The organism is Chryseobacterium sp. W4I1 (genome assembly GCF_030816115.1).
In the GTDB taxonomy this organism is placed as follows: domain Bacteria; phylum Bacteroidota; class Bacteroidia; order Flavobacteriales; family Weeksellaceae; genus Chryseobacterium.
Genome location: NZ_JAUSXQ010000001.1, coordinates 4382565 through 4403009, shown reverse-complemented (window position 1 = coordinate 4403009; position 20445 = coordinate 4382565). Strand labels below are relative to the sequence as shown.

Annotated in this window: 19 protein-coding genes; 10 read left to right on the top strand and 9 right to left on the bottom strand. The window is 37.5% G+C overall.

Features of this window, described 5'->3' with window-relative positions:
* Positions 1-21: 21 nt before the first annotated feature.
* Both QF044_RS20490 and QF044_RS20485 read left to right on the top strand, forming a co-directional pair.
* Positions 22-414, top strand: a complete 393-nt coding sequence (locus QF044_RS20490) for a rhodanese-like domain-containing protein (protein ID WP_307271407.1) — start codon at positions 22-24, stop codon at positions 412-414.
* Between the two features lie 12 nt (positions 415-426).
* Complete coding sequence (locus tag QF044_RS20485; protein WP_307271404.1) at positions 427-870, top strand: GNAT family N-acetyltransferase; 444 nt, start codon at positions 427-429, stop codon at positions 868-870.
* An 83-nt stretch (positions 871-953) separates the two neighbouring features.
* On the opposite strand, the gene QF044_RS20480 is transcribed toward QF044_RS20485, so the two are convergent.
* On the bottom strand, positions 954-1718 hold the full coding sequence (locus tag QF044_RS20480; RefSeq protein WP_307271401.1) for a DeoR/GlpR family DNA-binding transcription regulator: 765 nt from the start codon (positions 1716-1718) through the stop codon (positions 954-956).
* A 117-nt stretch (positions 1719-1835) separates the two neighbouring features.
* Here QF044_RS20480 and QF044_RS20475 point away from each other — a divergent pair, with 117 nt between their 5' ends.
* The 7 genes from QF044_RS20475 (at position 1836) to QF044_RS20445 (ending at position 10947) form a co-directional block, all read left to right on the top strand.
* On the top strand, positions 1836-3434 hold the full coding sequence (locus tag QF044_RS20475) for a glycerol-3-phosphate dehydrogenase/oxidase (protein WP_307271397.1): 1599 nt from the start codon (positions 1836-1838) through the stop codon (positions 3432-3434).
* Between the two features lie 11 nt (positions 3435-3445).
* Positions 3446-4942 (top strand): glycerol kinase GlpK, encoded by a 1497-nt coding sequence (gene glpK / locus QF044_RS20470; protein WP_307271394.1) that lies wholly within the window; start codon positions 3446-3448, stop codon positions 4940-4942.
* Positions 4943-4960: 18 nt separating this feature from the next.
* A complete protein-coding gene (locus QF044_RS20465; protein ID WP_307271391.1) occupies positions 4961-5692 on the top strand; it encodes an MIP/aquaporin family protein in 732 nt (243 codons plus the stop codon).
* Positions 5693-5701: 9 nt separating this feature from the next.
* A complete protein-coding gene (locus QF044_RS20460; protein ID WP_307271388.1) occupies positions 5702-6502 on the top strand; it encodes a hypothetical protein in 801 nt (266 codons plus the stop codon).
* A 244-nt stretch (positions 6503-6746) separates the two neighbouring features.
* Entirely contained in the window at positions 6747-7169 is a 423-nt protein-coding gene (locus QF044_RS20455) for a hypothetical protein (RefSeq protein WP_307271386.1), read from the top strand.
* Positions 7166-8137, top strand: coding sequence for a hypothetical protein (locus QF044_RS20450; RefSeq protein ID WP_307271383.1), 972 nt, complete (start codon positions 7166-7168; stop codon positions 8135-8137). Before QF044_RS20455 ends, QF044_RS20450 begins: the two co-directional genes overlap by 4 nt.
* An 83-nt stretch (positions 8138-8220) precedes the next feature.
* Complete coding sequence (locus QF044_RS20445) at positions 8221-10947, top strand: hypothetical protein (RefSeq protein ID WP_307271379.1); 2727 nt, start codon at positions 8221-8223, stop codon at positions 10945-10947.
* A 35-nt stretch (positions 10948-10982) separates the two neighbouring features.
* Here the strand turns inward: QF044_RS20445 and QF044_RS20440 are convergent, their stop codons facing one another.
* The 8 genes from QF044_RS20440 to QF044_RS20405 form a co-directional block, all read right to left on the bottom strand.
* On the bottom strand, positions 10983-11480 hold the full coding sequence (locus tag QF044_RS20440) for a low affinity iron permease family protein (RefSeq protein ID WP_307271378.1): 498 nt from the start codon (positions 11478-11480) through the stop codon (positions 10983-10985).
* Between the two features lie 263 nt (positions 11481-11743).
* Positions 11744-11983: a hypothetical protein gene (locus tag QF044_RS20435; RefSeq protein ID WP_307271375.1), complete on the bottom strand. Its 240-nt coding sequence runs from the start codon at positions 11981-11983 to the stop codon at positions 11744-11746.
* Between the two features lie 16 nt (positions 11984-11999).
* Entirely contained in the window at positions 12000-14261 is a 2262-nt protein-coding gene (locus QF044_RS20430; protein ID WP_307271372.1) for a TonB-dependent siderophore receptor, read from the bottom strand.
* 344 nt (positions 14262-14605) lie between these two features.
* Positions 14606-14911, bottom strand: coding sequence for a 30S ribosomal protein S10 (gene rpsJ / locus QF044_RS20425; protein WP_002661363.1), 306 nt, complete (start codon positions 14909-14911; stop codon positions 14606-14608).
* Positions 14912-14928: 17 nt separating this feature from the next.
* The gene (gene fusA, locus QF044_RS20420; protein ID WP_307271370.1) at positions 14929-17046 is read right to left on the bottom strand and encodes an elongation factor G; all 2118 of its coding nucleotides are present in this window, start codon (positions 17044-17046) and stop codon (positions 14929-14931) included.
* A 7-nt stretch (positions 17047-17053) separates the two neighbouring features.
* The gene (gene rpsG / locus QF044_RS20415) at positions 17054-17530 is read right to left on the bottom strand and encodes a 30S ribosomal protein S7 (protein WP_027387226.1); all 477 of its coding nucleotides are present in this window, start codon (positions 17528-17530) and stop codon (positions 17054-17056) included.
* 23 nt (positions 17531-17553) lie between these two features.
* Entirely contained in the window at positions 17554-17967 is a 414-nt protein-coding gene (gene rpsL / locus QF044_RS20410; protein ID WP_259128204.1) for a 30S ribosomal protein S12, read from the bottom strand.
* A gap of 204 nt (positions 17968-18171) precedes the next feature.
* Positions 18172-19758, bottom strand: coding sequence for a hypothetical protein (locus tag QF044_RS20405; protein ID WP_307271365.1), 1587 nt, complete (start codon positions 19756-19758; stop codon positions 18172-18174).
* Positions 19759-19887: 129 nt separating this feature from the next.
* Here QF044_RS20405 and QF044_RS20400 point away from each other — a divergent pair, with 129 nt between their 5' ends.
* Positions 19888-20364, top strand: a complete 477-nt coding sequence (locus QF044_RS20400) for a Dps family protein (protein WP_307271362.1) — start codon at positions 19888-19890, stop codon at positions 20362-20364.
* The last annotated feature ends 81 nt before the right edge of the window (positions 20365-20445 follow it).

The window sequence follows — 20445 nt, the reverse complement described above, 5'->3', positions numbered from 1 at the left end:
CATATAAACAAATTTAAAATTATGCAAGAACAAATTGAATTCTATCAAAGAAAATTAAAGTATGAAATGGACCCGTCAGATCTATATGAGGCATTTCAAAACAGCACAGATTATATCGCAGTAGATACACGGAAAACAATCGGATATGACAAGGAACACATTCCTTCTTCCATTAATCTGCCACACAGAGAAATGACAGAAGCAAGCACTCAACATCTCAATAAATCAAAAATTTATGTCTGCTATTGTGACGGGATTGGCTGTAATGCTTCTACAAAAGGAGCTTTAAAAATGACACAATTAGGCTTTAAAGTAATTGAACTGATGGGAGGAATTGAATGGTGGAAGTTTGACGGCTATGCCACAGAAGGAATCACCCCCACAAAAGGAAACCAATTTGAATGTGCCTGTTAATTCAAAAAAAACATGAAAATAAGATTTGCAGAAAAGAAAGATCTAAGTTCTATTATTGAGCTATGTAAAGCTCATGCCCTCTATGAAAAAAGTAATTTCAATGAAAACAACAAAAAGGAACAACTCTCCAATCATCTTTTTGAATCAGAATCTAATTTAAAGTGCTTGGTTGTTGAATCCGGTATTGAAATTGTTGGTTACGCCACATTTTTCAAACAGTTTTCAACATGGGATGCAGGATATTACATTTATCTCGATTGTCTGTTTCTAAAAGAAAAAGCAAGAGGAAATGGAATTGGCCAGCAAATAATGGAAGTGGTGAAAAAATATTCAAAAGCGGCAGATTGCTCAATTATTCAATGGCAGACACCAGACTTTAATACAAAAGCAATTAAGTTCTACAGTCGTCTCGGAGCAGAAAGAAAAGCCAAAGAAAGATTTTTTTGGAAAATATAGGTTTACTTATCCTTATTTATAGTAGAGGCGTTCTGTTTTCAGAAGGTCTCTATTTTAATAATATCAATTCTTAAACTTCACAACTATCTTACAATTACCGTAACTCCTTTTTCCTCTAAAGCCACTCTATTCTCATCACAAATATCACTATCTGTAATAAGATAATCAACCTTATCTAAAGGAGCAATTTTCCCAAAACCTTTCTTATTCAGCTTAGAAGAATCACCAAGAATAACAACTTTTTCAGAGCATTCTATCATCAGCTGATTCAGATGAGCCTCTGCCGCATTGGACGTACTGATCCCAAAATCAATATCAATTCCATCAACGCCCAGAAAAAGCTTATTACAAGAGAACTGCTTGAGAATTCCTTCAGAAATAGATCCGACAATAGATGTAGAACTCTTCCGGACTTCTCCCCCCAATTGTATAATATTAATATTTGGATTATTACATAACTCTATAGCGACCCTTAAAGAAGAGGTCAAAACAGTAAGCGGACCAAAATTCACAAGCATTCTGGCAAGATAATGCATCGTAGTTCCTGAAGCCAGAATAATACAGTCATTCTCCTGGATAAGCTGCAAAGCTGCCTTGGCAATATTCTGTTTAGCTTCTACATTAATGTTTTCTTTCTCATCTACGTTCCTTTCATATGCATAGCGTACATGCTTGCTTGCCCCTCCATGATTTCTGAAAAGCAGCCCTAAGCTTTCGAGATAGTTCAGATCCTTTCGGACCGTAACTGACGAAACATTTAATTTCTCGCACAGATCCTGTACAAGAACATGCCCCTTTTCGTCCAGTTCCTTTAATATATCGTTATGCCTTGGTATTAACTTTTCCATTCTGATTCTTTCATCAAAAATACCATTTTTTTCCGAGACCAATAAAATTTCATTTATTTTCTTTTTAGTTTCATTTTTAATTTATACATTTGAAAACGAAACATAAACGAAACATTTATGAAACGAAACGAAGAAATAAGTAAATTAGCAGTTATCCAGGAATGGGACTTTATTGTTATTGGTGGTGGTGCCAGTGGTTTAGGATCTGCATTGGATGCAGCCAGCAGAGGATTTAAAACTCTTCTCCTGGAATCACACGATTTCGCAAAAGCAACATCCAGCCGAAGCACAAAACTTGTACACGGCGGTGTAAGATACCTTGCACAAGGGGATGTAGGACTTGTAAAAGAAGCCCTGAAAGAAAGAGGACTGCTGGCTCAGAATGCAGCACATGTAGTCAAAAATCAGTCATTTATTATACCTAACTATACTTGGTGGGGAGGAATTTATTATAAAATAGGATTGTCTATCTATGATTTCCTTGCAGGAAAATTAAGCCTCGGGAAAACAAAATACATCAGCAAAGCTAAAACTGTTGAAAAACTTCCAACGATTGAACAACACAACCTTGCGAGCGGTGTAGTTTATCAGGATGGACAGTTTGACGATGCGAGATTAGCCATCAACCTATCCCAGACTCTTATAGAAAAAGGAGGAAGTGCAATTAATTACATGAAAGTAACCGGACTTCTGAAAAATGATTCCGGAAAAATAAATGGTGTAAAAGCGGAAGATCAATTTTCAAACCAGCAATATGAGCTGCGTGCGAAAGCGGTGATCAACGCAACGGGTGTATTCACAAATGATATTCTGAATATGAACAACCCTAAGCACGGTAAATTTGTCGTTCCAAGCCAGGGTATTCATTTGGTTTTAGATAAATCTTTCCTGAAAAGCGATGACGCTATCATGATTCCAAAAACTTCTGACGGCAGAGTTCTCTTCGTTGTTCCTTGGCATGACAGAGCATTAGTAGGAACTACAGATACTCTTTTGGAAAGTCCTAGTTTTGAACCGCACGCTCTGGAATCTGAAATAAGCTTTGTTTTAAATACAGCCAGACAGTATTTAGCAAAGAAACCGACAAGAGAAGATGTAAAATCTATGTTTGCCGGACTAAGACCGCTTGCTGCTCCAAAAGAGGGAGGCAAAAGCACCAAAGAAGTTTCCCGAAGTCACAAAGTCATTGCTTCTGATACAGGATTGGTTTCCATTATTGGCGGAAAATGGACTACCTATCGTAAAATGGCAGAAGATACTATTGACAAAGCGGTAGATATACTTCATTTAAAGGGAGGTCCTTCACAAACAGAAAACATGTCTATTCATGGAAATATGAAAGCAGAACTGGTTGACCGCAGCAGTCACCTGTATGTTTACGGATCAGATATCCCTGCCATAAAATCATTGCAGAGCAGCGATCCTCAATATGCACAAAAGATTCACCCGGATCATGCTTTCACAATTGCAGAAGCAGTTTGGGCTATAAGACATGAAATGGCCGAAACTATTGAAGACATTCTTGCCAGAAGAGTCCGTCTGTTATTTTTAGATGCAAGAGCCGCCATCGACAGCGCCCACACCATCGCACAGCTTATAGCCAAAGAAAAAGGACATTCCCAGGAATGGGCAAATGAACAGGAAAAAGAATTTATTGAATTAGCAAAAGGATACTTATTGACTCCTTACTCTCCCAAAACTATTACTCCTAACTAAAAATTTGCAGTATGAAGGAAAAATTAATTCTCGCTCTGGACCAGGGTACAACTTCCTCTAGAGCCATCTTATTCAATCACAGCGGAGCTATAGAATATGTCTCCCAGAAAAACTTTGAACAGATCTTTCCTACTCCGGGATGGGTAGAGCATGACCCCAACGAAATATGGTCATCTCAGATATCTGTTGCCGCAGAGGTTATCGCTAAAGCTGGCATTTCCGGATTGGAAGTAGCTGCCATTGGCATCACCAATCAACGTGAAACAACCATTGTTTGGGATAAAGAAACCGGCGAGCCTGTTTATAATGCTATTGTATGGCAGGACAGAAGGACATCTAAATATTGTGATGAACTGAAGGACCAGGGCCATGCTGAAGTTATTAAAGAAAAAACAGGACTTGTTCTGGATGCTTACTTTTCGGCAACCAAATTAAAATGGATTCTCGATAATGTAGAAGGCGCAAGAGAAAAAGCAGCAGAGGGAAAATTATGTTTTGGAACCGTTGATACATGGCTGGTATGGAAGCTTACCCGTGGAAAAATGTTTATCACCGATGTTTCCAATGCCAGCAGAACCATGCTTCTGAACATTCATACGTTAGAATGGGACCAGGAACTTCTGGATTTGTTTGACATTCCAAGATCTGTTCTTCCTGAAGTAAAGCAGAGCAGCGAAATCTACGGAGAAACAGCAACCACTTTATTTTCCACTAAAATTCCAATTGCAGGAATTGCAGGAGATCAGCAAGCAGCATTATTCGGGCAGATGTGCATCACCCCGGGAATGGTAAAAAACACTTACGGAACAGGATGTTTCTTATTGATGAATACAGGAAAAGAAGCTGTTTCATCTAAAAATAATCTGTTGACTACCGTTGCTTGGAAGATTAATGGAGAAGTAAACTATGCATTGGAAGGAAGTGTATTTGTAGGCGGTGCAGCAATACAATGGCTAAGAGACGGACTGAAACTTATCCGTACATCTGAAGAAGTAAATGATCTTGCAGCAAGCGTTGAAGATAATGGAGGGGTTTATTTTGTTCCTGCACTCACAGGATTGGGCGCACCTTATTGGGACCAATACGCCAGAGGAACTATCGTAGGAGTAACCCGCGGAACAACGAACGGTCACATTGCGAGAGCGACTTTAGAAGGTATTGCATTTCAGGTTTATGATATTGTAAAATCTATGGAAGCTGATTCCGGTAGACCAAGTTTGGAACTCAGAGTAGACGGCGGTGCTTCTGCCAGCGATCTTTTGATGCAGATTCAATCTGACCTTTTCAGTGTTAAGATCACCAGACCGAAAACTCTTGAAACAACAGCGTTGGGAGCAGCTTATCTTGCAGGATTAGCAGTAGGATATTGGAAAGACATCAATGAGATTCAGTCTCAATGGGTGGTAGACAAAGATTTTCATCCTCAACTGGATAAAGAAAAAGCAGACCATATGATCCATTTCTGGAATAAAGCTGTGAAGCGTTCCCAAAGCTGGATCGAAGATTAAATCCTAAAAAAACTATTTATGACCCCATTTACCGCAGAACTTATAGGAACAATGCTTCTTATATTATTAGGCAACGGCGTTGTGGCCAATGTTGTCTTGAAGGATACTAAAGGAAATAATTCAGGATGGATCGTCATTACGACCGCCTGGGCACTTGCAGTATTCGTAGGTGTTACAGTTGCCGGCCCGGCAAGTGGTGCCCACCTGAATCCAGCCGTAACATTAGGGCTCGCTGTTGCAGGAAAATTCTCATGGGATCTGGTTCCTACTTATATTGCAGCGCAGATGCTTGGCGGAATGCTGGGAGCTTTCCTTGTATGGCTGTTTAACAAAGACCATTTTGCCATTACGGAAGATGAAGGTGCTAAACTGGCCTGTTTCAGTACAGGGCCCGCAATCAGGAATACTTTTTCCAATCTTATCAGTGAGATTATCGGAACATTTGTACTGGTGTTTGTCATCTTTCATTTCTCTGATCCCAGTATTTCCCTGAATGCTGATCCCACGGCTAAAGTAGGACTAGGTTCTGTAGGAGCACTTCCTGTTACTTTACTCGTGTGGGCTATCGGCTTATCTTTAGGTGGAACGACAGGTTATGCCATTAATCCGGCCAGAGACTTAGCCCCCAGAATTATGCACGCTATCCTTCCCGTAAAAGGAAGCAGTGATTGGGGATATGCCTGGATTCCGGTAGCAGGTCCAATCCTGGGTGCTGTTGTCGCCGCTGTACTTTTTGGAATAATACATTAAAAATACCCGATGAAAATTTTAAAAATTGCATGCCTGATTATTTTAGGCACAGGAAAGCTATTCTCTCAGGAGAATGAAGAACCTAAAGAGAACAACAGGCTGGACTTTACCGTAAACATTCAGAATAACCATTTGTGGAGAGGCTTAATTATTACAGATAAACCTGTAGTGATGGGAAATCTTTCTTATGCTTTAGATTCTGAAAAGAAATGGAAAGTTGGTATCTGGGGGGCTTCGGCATTAGCGGATGATAAAGACGGCACTCATTATAAGGAGATCAATTATTACGTTCAATATTCTCATAACCGTTTTTATATTGGATTGTGGGATCTGTATAATTCAAGAAATATTAATACAGCTGTTGCTGCAGACGATATTTTCAGTTATTCACAGAGAAGAACAGCCCACATCATTGATCTTAGAACCAATTACACTTTCGGACCTTCTTTTCCGCTTAATATTGAAGCTGATATTATGCTGTACGGTGGAGCTAATGCGGGAGAAGTGGTGTTGGAGCCTGATGGAAGTTATAAAAAGAATAAATATTCTACCTATGTTCAGGTAAGTTACCCGGTGATTGCAGGACAGAAAGTGAATTTAGATGCTTTTGTAGGTGCAGGATTTGCCCTCAACGACACTCGCTTTCTTTACGGAAACGGAACAAACAGTTTTGATATTGTCAATGTAGGGGTAAAAGCCGGCAAGACGCTTAAAATTACAGATCACTACAGCCTTCCGGTTGCTATGATGGCCATGTGGAATCCTGCTAATAAATATGCAAGAATTCAGCTGGCGGCTACTGTTTTCTAATGTGAATTTAACTTCACTATATAAAGACCATTCCATCTCGGAGTGGTTTTTCTGTTTCCAGTGATTAAAAATTTAACTACAAAAGCTTTTTCACTTCATTAAGTTGCCACTATTATCCGAAGGCATTACCTCGAAATTGTTCTCATCTAAATAAAAAATTGCAGCAGTTTACCTCCAACAGGCAATCACCGGGTTTTTACGGTTTAATTTTTGCTTAAATATTTTTACTTTTGAAAAAAATTATATGAAAAAGATTTTAACCTTAATTATCTTATGCATCAGTATTTTATCTTTTGCCCAGACCACAGCACCATTTGTGGGGCACAGAAGTTTTGATATTGTTCAGGGATTCAGTGGATCCGGAACCCCTCATTATTATCTGGATGCCAAGAAAAACGGAGATATTTATTTCGGGTTTGTTCAGGTGAACCAGGCAGACGGAAATGAAACCATGGAAGAAGTAAACGCCGGACCATATAATCCAAAAGTAATGAAGGTGGAGTTCAAAAAATGGGGCGAAACTTTCTATGTTAAATTTGACAAGGACAATATTTACCTTACTGATAAAGAAGGTACAGTTCAGAAATCTGAGGATTGCTGTTCTGCAAAGGAAAGCGCTACCAGCAATACCTGTACCTGTGAAAGTAAACTGTATTTCAGGGAATGAGAATACTAAAGTTTCTGCTCGTTTTCCTTCTCGTAATTTCGTGCAGCAGGAAAGAAAATCATCCTTATACTTTTTATTACTGGAAAACACATCTGAAGCTGGATCAGGAAGAGAAAAAAATATTGGATCATGCCCCAGTTCCATATGTATACACAAGATTTTTTGACATAGACAAAGCTGCTGGAAAATTTCAGCCGGTTGGTGTTATCACTAGAGACAAGAGTTTTCAGACAGAGAAGCAGATCGTACCGACAGTTTTTATTACAAACCAGTCGATGTACCGTATCTCGGCAGAAGAAATCCGGTTTCTTGCGAAAAACATTCATGATCTGGTTCAGAAAAAAGCCAAAGAATACCAATTAAAAGTAAACAATGAAATTCAGATCGACTGTGACTGGACAGCAGGAACAAGGAATGATTATTTTAAATTTCTAAAGGAACTGAAAAGGGTTTCCGGAAAAGAGATCACCTGCACGCTCCGCCTCCATCAGGTAAAAGATAAGAGCCAGACAGGAGTTCCGCCTGTGGAGAAAGTATACCTGATGTGCTACTCTACTTCTTCACCTTTGGAGAATTCCAATAAAAATTCTATTCTGGATGTTGTCACTTTAAAAAACTACCTCTCAAAACTGGAAGATTATCCTGTAAAAAAAATGGATGTGGCGCTGCCCATTTATTCCTGGGGAATTGTTACCAATCATCTTGAGAAGCATAAACTGATCAATGCTTTATCGCGAAAAGATCTGGAAAATCCCGGTTTTAAAAAAATCTCAGATAACGAGATTGAAATCATTAAAGACGGTTTTTACTTTGGAAACTTTTTAAGCAAAGGTTTTAAAATAAAGGTGGAAGAAATATCCGATGAGCAGCTTGAAGAGGTAACCCGTTTTCTGGAGAAAAAAATACCACATTTTAATTTAATTTATTATCAATTAGATAGTAAATTTGTAAGTAACCGAAATTTTTAAAGTTTTAAATCACGATAATTGAACATATTATGAGATTGAAATTTTAGAAATATTTAATTATAAATAAAACACCTATCAACTATATGAAAAAGTATATCCTTTCATTGGCGGTTCTATCACTCTTTTACACGAAATCTGACGCCTGTGCGTGGTCGGATCCCGATTATGAGTATTTCAACCTCTTTACACAGAGTATCATCAAGGATAAATCTTATCTCCCTTTCCTGCTTACGTATTCCAATGCGTTCTATGGTAATTATAAAAGCAATGTGATTCCTGATGATAATATCGAGACGTGGAAGAGATTCTTCAACAACCAGCTGAATTATGCAGAAACAGAAAACCTGGTGTACAAAATAAGTATGAACGACCTTAATGCTTTGAAAAACGGAGCTCCCTCCAATCCTCTTTTACAGAAATTGGGCACGGGATTCTACCAAAAGTATAAGGAAGGAATAGATTATTTAATTGAAGCGAAATATCTGGAGCCTTATATGAGCATTAATTATGTGGAAAGCCCGGATTCATTTTATAACAACGGACCGTCAAAGGATGTCAATGCTACTTCGATTGACTATGCAAAAACTGTGAATGCGCTGACTTCTTTATACAACGCTACCAGAAACCCGGAGATTAAGCAGCGTTACGGATATCAGCTGGTACGTTTCAATCACTATACTAGAAATTATGATGCCGCACTGGAGGCCTTCAAAACATATATAGAACCGATCAAGCAAAAAGGAACAGTGTATTTTATGGCACTTGACCAGCTTGCAGGAGCACAGAGGGGAAAAGAGATGAACAGTGATGCGAACTGGAACTTTTTCCAGGTTTTTATGAACAGTAAAGACCGTAAGGAATCTGCTTTTGTATCGATGAAGCTTTCGGATACGGCTTCTTTCAGCAATATCATGAAAAGAGCGGGTACCAATGATGAAAAGAATATGGCCTATTTCCTTTTAGGCTATCAGGGTTTCAACAATCCTATTCCGATCATGGAAAAAATGTATGACATCAATCCGGATTCTGAGATTCTGAAGGTCATGGCAGTGAGGAGCATCAATGAGCTTGAAAGAAGCTATCTTCCGATTTATTATTATAATTCTGATGCCTCAGACAATGTGTATATGCAGAAAGGAAATGCAGATGATCACGACAAAACTTCCAAGGATACAAAATCCGAAACTGTAGAAGTGAAAAAGGAGGAGAAGCTTTCGTTTTGGCAAAAGATCGTCAGGTTTTTTAAAAATCTTTTTGGAGGTTCTAAATCTGACAGTGCGAATGGAGATAAAAATGATCTAAATGATGATGAACTATTGAACAATCCGGACAGAATTCCATTCTATACCAAATCCAGCTATGGCTATGATGAGAAAACGAAAGATTACCTGGACGACCTGGAAAAATTCACAGAGAAAACTAAAAAGGTATCTAAGGATGAATACTGGCAGATTGCAGATGCCTATCTTAAATTCCTGAAGAAGGATTATAAGGCAAGCTCGGAAATTCTGGAAGACATCAAAACGACCAATCCGGAATATCTTGAGGAGATAAAAAGAATGAAGGTGTTAAATGATATCGTTTCTCATCCTAAAATAGATGCAGAATTTGAAGATCATCTGATGAAAGATTATGCTGATTATTTTGTAAAAAAAGAAGTAAAGAAAGACAGTACTGCAGGAAATGACTATGATTATTACGGCGAAGTTCCATCTACAGTAGATTTCCTTAAAGATGTTCTTGCGAACCGGTATTTTCTGCAAGGTGAAGACGGAAAATCTTTCCTGATGAGCAACAAGCTTTCAGACCTTCAGTATAACCCTAATTCAAGTCTGGTCAAAAGTGTTGAAGAGTTCTACAGAAAACCAAATAAGACACAGTTTGAACAGCAGATTATTGCCAAGAATATGGATAATGTAGGAAACATAGATGCGTTCTTCAGTACAATCTATGGAGACCGGGCCATGAAGCTGGCAGATTTTGAAAAGGCCAAATCTTATTATGAAAAAGCGAAAGGCTTTGCGGGAATTCCAAGAATGGATTATGAATGGACGGATAAGGGTGAAAAAATCACTCCAAAACAATATACGCCAGGAGAATATGATGGGTTCAAAGGTATTTCAAATCTTGTTTTCGGGCACAATGTATGGGAAAGTTTCGGAAGTGCAGAAACAGAAAGTATGGAAGCTGAAGACTATTCTGTTTTCCCTTTTATCAAGCCAAGCATGAATAAACTGGAATTGGCAGATGCTCTGATTCAGCTTAAAAAATTGAGTGCCGGAACGGATGAAAAGGCAGCCAAGGCCAGTCAGCTGATTGGAAATTTACTGTACAATACTTCCAGTTTAGGATATTACCGTCAGCTGTTCGTAATGGATATTGACAACAGCAACGGAGGGAAATATGATTTCTGGAATACAGACAGGAAGAATCCTTACAAGTATTATTATAAGAATTTCCTTTATACAACTTATATTGAACCTGATAATTTTGATCTGGCGATCAATTATTACCAGAAAACATTGAAGCTTTCCAAAGACAAGGAACAGAGAGCAAGAGTTCTTTTCCAAATGGCCAGCGCAGAACAGGGGAAATATTATCAGTATGAAGCTAAGAATGCAGCTAAGATTGATTATTCTGATCCTAAATATTCCGAAAAGGAGCAGGCACACCAAGCTGAACTGGATAAAATCAGAAATGAAAAGTACAGAACTTCTTTTGCCCAGCTAAAATCCCAGTATGCAGATACGGAAACAATGAAAAGTCTGGCAGGAAGCTGCAGTTATTTCGGGTATTTTCTGAAGAAATAATTTTTGACATTTAATTAAACAAGAAAAAGGAATCATTACGATTCCTTTTTTTGTTCTTTTTTCTGAAGCCATTCTTCATGTTTATGCTTAAAGAATTCATATTTATAATCCTGATTTCTCTGGGCAGCATCTATAGAATGGGAAGTGTGGATATCTGCATCTTCTTTGGCGAACTTGGCCAGTTCTTCATAATAGCAGTGAAGCTGATCCAGCTCCTTTTCGGTAAGATCTTCAATATCTACAATTCTGTTGCTTGCTTTTTCATGGGCGGCAATCAGCTCGTTCAGTTTGATCTGTATGGCTTTTGAATCTTTGTTCTGTGCTTTCTGAATAAGGAATACCATGAGAAAGGTAATAATAGTTGTTCCCGTATTAATCACAAGCTGCCATGTTTCCGAATAGTTAAAAACAGGTCCGGAAGCTGCCCAGACTACGACTACAAGCACTGCTCCGATAAACGCATATGAACTTCCTGTAAATTTGGTTGCCCAGTCTGAAAATTTTTCAAACAGATTATTGTTTTTATGGCTCATAATTTCAATTCTTTTAATGAATAAATGTATTGAATTAACTTGAATCGGGAAATAAGAAAGTTCAGATTTAAAAGAAGTACAGGAGAATGATCATGAAACTTTTGAATGGATTAAAGAGGTATAGCATCTCTCTCTTAACTTGTCATTTAATATGGATGGAAAAAAACAAAAACATTAAGACAGAAGTACTGCCTTAATGTTTTCTAATTAAAATTTGATATGAATGAATTGTTTTTATCTTTCCTAAATATTAGTCTTTCGGGTTATTGAAAGCTTTGTAAATTGGCTGAAGGAAGATCTTTCCCGAATTGTATCCTTTTTGTGCCATGCATTCCATTATTCCAGGTATTCTGTGGCCAGTTGTTCCATTGGTATGGATTGTGATATTTCATTGCTTCATTGGCTGCTTTTATTTCTTCCTCTGAAAGATCCGTATCGGAAGAACATGAAACCGGCGCTATTGCCAATACCAGAGCGGATGCTATTATTTTTATGTTTTTCATAATGAATAATTTGTGGTTAGAATTTATAGTTTACCTGTACAGCAAAGTTCCTAGGCTGGATCTGGTCTATATAACCGCCTCTGAAGTAAGAGCTGTATCCTACAGAATCAAAAATATTATTCATAAATACTCTTAAGCCCATTCCATTTTTAAGGGTATATCCTACCTGGGCATCTACGGTAGTATATTCCGGCATATCGAAAGGTTTGTCTCCTGCTTTTACGCTGTTAAGGTGACCTGCAGTAAATGTTTTCTGAGTCCATTCGTCAACCGGTCTTTTTCCTACATAATAAATTCCGGCTCCAACATCCAGACCTGTTAAAGCTCCTGTAATAAATTTATAATTCAACCATCCGTTTGCAGTATGCTTGGGAGCATTCATCGGAGCAGAACCGTTGATGTAAGCAGGGCTGTCCTGATATTGAGCATCCAGATACGCCCATCCGGACATTACCTGAAGATTGGGTAAAATTCTTCCGATAAGTTCTACCTCCATCCCCTTTCTTCTGAGATTACCGGCAAGTCCGTAAAGAATATTGTTTTTATTGTCCTTTATCGGCTGATAATTGGCGTCCAGAATCTGGAATGACAGGTTATCTGTATTAATATCAAACAATGTAACATTGAATCTTAAACGTTCATTGAACCAGTCTGATTTAACACCGGCTTCCCATTGTTTTGTATGCGACGCTCCTACCAGTCCGCCTACCTGCAGGACATTATTGGAAGCTCTTAAAGAAGTGGTGGTAGTGTATGATCCGAAAACGTTGATATTCTGAATGGGTGAAACAATCAATCCAAAAGAAGGGTTCCAAGTATCCACCGTTTCATTAGCAGATCCGTTCAGTCTGCTGTATCTTATTCCCAAATGGGCTTTCAAATATTTACCGATAGACATTACATCCTGCGCCATGGCTCCGATGCTTGGTGTAAGTACAGGATTGGAACGGCCAAGGTTTTTATAGATCACATTTCCTGGAATCTGGTTCGGTATTGTTCCGTTTACAACATCAAAAATATCCAAAGGATTGGCATCATAGTTTACACTTCCTATTTTTGTAGGACGTGCAGTAATTAAGTTTTCCGGAGCAATAGAGTTTTTATATGCTTCATAAGTCACAGAAGATGTTTCCGTCTCTCTCCAGTCGAAACCAACCTGAAAAGTATGATTAATGAAACCTGTTTTAATCTGTTCACCGATAAAGTCCAACTGTAAAACTTTATTGATATCTTCTCCCTGAGATTTTCCGATGGTGTGCTGTCTTATATTATAATTCGTTTCTCCGGTTGGTAACGATATTGAAGAAGCCTCACTGTCTGAACTGCTTGTAGAATTAATAAATGCTGCTCTTACCTTTAATTTATCAGTAAGTTTACGAACCACAGTTGTAGCAAAATTAAAGGTTTCTGTTTTTGAGTAATCAGAAGTGTAACCTAAGAATTTACCTTTGGGCATATGATATAATGCTTCTACATCGCCAGGTGCCGTATTAATCGTTCCTCTGTCCGGAGTACGGTTATCATGAAGATAATCCATCTCTACATTGATTTCAGTTTTATCATCAGGACGGTAAGATACGGATGGATTGATGTAAATTCTCTCTCCCTCAACATGCGATCTGAAAGAATTGTTCTTCTGATAAGCTCCATTGAACCTCACGGCTACTTTACCCTGAGAATCAAGAACTCTTTGAAAATCTACTGTTGGTCTGTAAAAGTCCCAGCTCCCATAACGAAATCCTACGTTAGTCTGATCAATAAACTGGGGTCTTTTGGTTACCACGTTGATAACCCCTCCTGCAGAACCTAATCCGTTTCCGATTCCCTGACTTACGGCTGCTGACCCTTTAATCACCTGGATGCTTTCAACACCCTGCATATCCGTGATCATTCCTGCAGTACGGAAATCTGAATCCATCTGAACTCCGTTTTTCAATACAGGTACTCCCCGGTATCCTCTGACAGACATACTTTCACTGCCTCCTCCATAGCTTGAGAATAGGGTTACACCCGGTACGTTTTTAGCAACATCAGTTACGGTAAGCGCTCCCAGCTCTTCAATTGCCTTATGGGAGATCACTGAAATACTCTGAATCTGATCTCTGGTTTTCAAAGGGAGCCTGGTAATAGCTTCCAGACCTACAGGCTGCTTCTTTTTTTCACCAAATAGTTCTACTTCATCAATCTCTTTTGATTTTTTAATAGAATCATTCACTTGCTGTGCGTTTACAAAAGCCCCACCCAATACAAGCAGAGAAAAGGATACTACTTTATTCATCTGATATTTTTTTACAAAATTATTATTTTTATTAATTCTAAATAAATAAACACAGGTGACATATCTCACATTGATGGGGCCAATCATTATCAGATTATAAATGGGTCTGGAGATGTTGTAAAGATCCCTTAATGATACCGGAGCATCATTAAAAGGTAGCCTATAAAGTAGACTTTTCTGTAAAAAAGGCGAAATGAAAAAGAAGAATAAACAGTAACAAGTTTACTTTTAAATATAAGTCCTAAGTTTCAGAAGTTGGAATATCTTTCTTCCTCAAACTTTACACAAAAAAAATCCGTCCCTAAAAAGGAACGGATTCTATAATTATTGCAAGTATGCAATTATCACACTTTAATTTCAACGTCTACACCGCTTGGTAACTCTAACTTCATTAGAGCATCAACAGTTTTAGAAGAAGAAGAGTAGATATCCATCAATCTCTTGTGAGCAGAAAGTTGGAACTGTTCTCTAGCTTTCTTGTTTACGTGAGGAGATCTCAACACAGTGAAGATTCTCTTATTAGTTGGCAATGGAATTGGTCCGTTTACAACAGCACCAGTAGCCTTTACCGTTTTTACGATTTTCTCAGCAGACTTGTCTACCAAGTTGTAATCGTAAGATTTTAGTTTTATTCTGATTCTTTGTGACATTTCTTTAGTTTAAAAAATTAACCTTTTGCTTTAGCAATGATTTCTTCAGCAACGTTTTGTGGAGTAGCCTGGTATTTCTCTAATTCCATAGAAGAAGTAGCTCTTCCTGATGAAAGTGTTCTTAGAGTAGTTACATATCCAAACATTTCAGAAAGTGGAACAGAACCTTTGATTACAACAGCTCCGTTTTTCTCTTCCTGACCACTGATGGTACCTCTTCTCTTGTTAAGGTCACCAATGATATTACCCATATATTCTTCCGGAGTTACAACCTCCAGTTTCATAATAGGCTCCATGATTACTGGCTTAGCAGCACGTCCCGCTTCTTTAAATCCTAATTTAGCAGCCATTTCAAAAGAAAGTGCATCAGAATCCACTGCGTGGAAAGATCCGTCTTTAAGAACTACTTTAATACCTTCAACTTCGAAACCAGCCAAAGGACCGTTTTTCATTGCAGCTTTAAAGCCTTTTTCAATAGCAGGAACAAATTCTCTAGGAACGTTACCACCTTTGATCTCGTTAATAAATTCAAGACCTATTTTACCTTCGTCAGCTGGTCCAAGTTCGAATACGATATCAGCAAATTTACCTTTACCACCAGATTGTTTTTTGTAAACTTCTCTGTGCTGAGCAACTCTTGTAAGATTTTCTTTGTATTCTACCTGAGGCTGTCCCTGGTTAACTTCTACTTTAAATTCTCTTTTCATACGATCTACAAGAATGTCAAGGTGAAGTTCACCCATTCCTGAGATAATCGTTTGACCAGAAGCTTCGTCAGTTTTAACCTGGAAAGTAGGATCTTCTTCAGCTAGTTTAGCTAGAGCGTTACCCATTTTATCCTGGTCTGCCTTAGTTTTAGGCTCAACAGCGATACCAATTACCGGATCAGGGAAAACCATCGATTCAAGAACGATAGGGTGTTTCTCATCACACATTGTATCACCAGTTTTGATAGATTTGAAACCTACCGCTGCACCAATATCTCCTGCTTCAATATATTCTACAGGATTTTGCTTGTTAGCGTGCATCTGATAGATTCTTGAGATTCTTTCTTTATCTCCTGAACGGGTGTTCAAGATATAAGAACCTGCATCTAGTCTTCCAGAGTATGCTCTGAAGAATGCCAGTCTTCCCACGAATGGGTCAGTAGCAATCTTAAATGCCAAAGCCGCGAAAGGCTCGTTTACGTCTGGTTTTCTTGTAATATCAAGATCTGTTCTTGGATCAGTACCTTTGATATCATCTTTATCTAATGGAGAAGGCAAGTATTTACATACTGCATCCAACATAAACTGTACTCCTTTATTCTTGAATGAAGAACCACAAGTCATTGGGATAATAGAAAGATCAATAGTAGCTTTTCTAAGAGCTTCGTTGATTTCGTCTTCTGAGATTGAATCTGGATCTTCGAAGAATTTCTCCATCAAAGTATCATCATAATCAGCAACAGCTTCAACTAATTTCTCTCTGTATTCCAGAACTTCAGCCTTCATATCTTCAGGAATTGGCACTACTTCAAAAGTAGCTCCTTGTCCTGCTTCGTCCCAAACGATAGCTCTGTTTTTAATTAAGTCTACAACACCTTTGAAATCTTCTTCAGCACCGATTGGTAAAACGATTGGAACTGCATTAGATCCTAACATAGTCTTAACCTGGTTTACCACGTTAAGGAAGTCAGCACCTTGTCTGTCCATTTTGTTTACAAATCCCATTCTAGCAACTTTGTAGTTGTCAGCAAGTCTCCAGTTTGTTTCAGACTGAGGCTCTACTCCATCTACTGCAGAGAACAAGAATACCAATCCATCCAATACTCTTAAAGATCTGTTTACTTCTACTGTGAAGTCAACGTGTCCCGGTGTATCGATGATGTTGAAGTGGTAAGATTTACTTTCAGGTAAGATTTTACCCTGGTCAGTTGGGAAGTTCCAGTTACAAGTAGTCGCTGCAGAAGTAATAGTAATACCTCTTTCTGCTTCTTGCTCCATCCAGTCCATTGTAGATGCACCATCGTGAACCTCACCAATTTTATGGTTAACCCCTGTATAGAATAAAATTCTTTCTGTAGTGGTAGTTTTACCGGCATCAATGTGCGCAGCAATACCAATGTTTCTTGTAAATTTAAGATCTCTACTCATTTTCTAATTAGAATTTAAAGTGTGAGAAAGCTTTGTTAGCTTCCGCCATCTTGTGAGTATCAGATTTCTTTTTGTAAGCAGCACCTTCTTCTCTTGAAGCGGCTACTACTTCGTTAGCTAATTTCAAAGCCATAGACTTATCATTTCTCTTTTTAGAGTAGCTAATTAACCATTTCATTGCCATAGAAATTTTTCTATCAGCTCTGATTGGCATAGGGATCTGGAAGTTAGCTCCACCTACTCTTCTAGAACGTACTTCTACGTGAGGCATAACGTTTGTTAATGCATCTTTCCAGATTTCAAGGGCTGTTTTCTCAGTTTCACCTTTTTTAGTTTCTACGATATCTAATGCATCATAGAAAATTTTGAATGCGATTGACTTTTTACCGTCAAGCATTAAGTTGTTTACGAATCTCGTTACCAATTGATCATTAAACTTCGGATCTGGTAACAACGGTCTTTTTTTCGCTTTTGTCTTTCTCATTGCTTCTGTACCTTATTTAATGATTACTTTTTCTTTCCTTTTGCAGGGGCAGCAGCTGCTTGTCCTGGTTTAGGTCTCTTAGCTCCGTACTTCGATCTTCTCTGTGTTCTTCCACTTACACCTGCAGTGTCTAAAGCACCTCTTACGATGTGGTAACGTACTCCCGGTAGGTCTTTCACCCTTCCGCCTCTAACCAATACTATCGAGTGCTCCTGTAGATTATGTCCTTCGCCCGGGATATAGGCATTCACTTCTTTACCGTTAGAAAGTCTTACCCTTGCTACTTTTCTAAGTGCAGAGTTAGGTTTCTTCGGTGTAGTAGTATATACTCTCGTACATACACCACGTCTTTGTGGACAAGAATCAAGGGCAGCCGATTTGCTCTTCTTGGCAAGCGTGGCTCTTCCTTTTCTTACTAATTGTTGAATAGTAGGCATTTAATTGCTTTTTATTTTAGGGTGCAAAAATAGGAATATTTTTCCAATCTACAAAACTTATAGAAAAATTAAAATCAAACACTTAGATGAAAAAGATCTTGTGTCTTAACAGCCAAATATGAGACTGCTGATGTATATTGAGAAAATGCAAAAAAGAAACGACATTTTCTCTTTAAAGACTATCTATTAAATAATTGTAAAATTTTATTCTATTATTTTTACCTGTATGTTTTTGTTCCAGTGAAAGCTCTTTACATTTTGTTTTAAGGAATAATGAATATTGGGGTCTACTGAATAAATAGACAAATGATCCCTCCCTAAAACAGCATTTACATCTTTTATTTTTAAAATAGCGACCTTCTTCCAGTTCTTGGGAACATGGCCATTCAACCATTCATCATATATTATAGCAAGCTGATAATGATTTTGTGCAGAAAACTGCTTCAGGAATTCTTCAAATTGATCATCTAGTCCTTTTCGTTTTACTTTAAAAGGAACCATTTCTTTTGAGCCTAATCCAGCAACATCCAGCAGATGAATATCTGTAAAATAACATATAGCCCCTATATCATTGGCAACAACTTTTGAATTGTTGTAATATTTTTTTAAAAATCTTGTGGACTGAATCTGCTGTTCGTAGATATTCTTGCTTCCTGTTATAATCAGCTTATTGACCAGATTTACTTTAAGAACCAGTGTCATCAATATTAATACGATTAAAATTACAGGAATCCTGTATCGTTGTAATAAAAAGTTTTTCTGAACAAACAAGCTCTTTACTTTTGGAATAATAACCATTGAAAAACCAACCAACAAATAAGCTTCATATCTATAGAAATTAGTAAACTGTCCAAAAACAGCCTGGATAAATAAATTAAAAATTAATACAATCAGAAGAAAGTTATTTAAAACTATATCATGGAAGGTTAATTTATTTTTATAATCCTTAAAAAGCAAAAAAGCAGCAAGACATAGTGGAAAAAAAGCTGCTAGCTGAAAATAAGGTTGTTTTATTAATTTATATAAAATGATATCGGTTATCTGCTGCAGTAAATCTCCGGTTAAATCCAGCTTGGTTCCTTTAACCATCACAGAATTAGGAAGAAGATAGCCAGTTTTCTGATAAGTAAAATAACAAAAAACCAAAACCGGAAGAAAGCCAAAGAATAATAACAGGCCACTTTGCTTAAATTTTCTCAGTAAAAGAAAAACAAAGGCAAGCGATAAAAAATAGAACATACTTTCAAAACGGATCAGCCCCAGTAAAGCAAGTGTACAATAGAACCAGGCTGAATAGGATGATTTTTTGAAATCACATATTCTCCACTTTTCAAAGAAGTAAATATTAATAATAAAAACAAGCACCTGAAGCACATGCTCCATTCCCGAAAAAATAAGCAAATGAATGGAAGCAAATAAAAAGGTGAAAATACTCGTAAAGACAATAGACTTATTCTGCTTAAAAAGATCAGAATAATATCTGTTCAGAAAATAAATAATAAAAAAGGTACACCCAAAGTTAAATATCAATGGTAAGAGCTCATGATTTCCAAAAATAAAAATCAAAGCACTTAAAACAAATGTAAATAAGGGTGATGATGAAGACGAAGAATAAGAATATTCCGTTATACCCCACATACCATGAAAAGCAAAATTTTTAGCCATTGCCAGATGAATATAGGCATCATCTAAAACATAGGTGAAATTGTTTTCAGTTCCGGAAAGCATTAACAGAATATAGATGAAACATATTCCCAAAAAAATTGATGCTGTTATTAAAAAGCTTTTCATAACCTGCAATATTAATACTTCCAAACTGTTTTTAAAAATTTTCTTATAGTTATCTTCTATTAGGATCAGGAGCTCTTTGGCATAAAATTCACTAAATTTGTAATACACATTAATAAACTACTTAGTAATATGAAAAATGCAAGCATTATAGGCCTGAAAGAAGCCGACTGTAAAAACATTTCAGAAAAATTAAATATTCTTTTAGCCAATTATTCCGTATTCTATCAAAACACCAGAGGTTCGCACTGGAACATAAAAGGAGATCAGTTCTTTACTCTTCACCCAAAGTTTGAAGAACTCTATAACAGCCTTGTTCTGAAGATTGATGAAATAGCAGAAAGAATCCTCACATTAGGTGCAACACCAGCTCATAATTACTCCGATTATCTGAAGGTATCTACCATTAAAGAAAGTAAGGAGGTTACCGATGGTACAAAAAGTGTTGAAAATATTTTAAATTCTTTTAAAGTGGTTCTGGATCTTCAAAGAGAGCTTTTAGACATTACGGATGCCGCCGGAGATGAGGGTACCAATTCTCAAATGAGTGATTACATTACAGAACAGGAAAAAGAAGTATGGATGTACAACTCTTATTTAGGGAAGTAACCTGGAAAAATCACCCAAATAATAAAAAATCGTCTTACATTTAGACGATTTTTATTTTAAATCACTATATTTGCGTTAAAA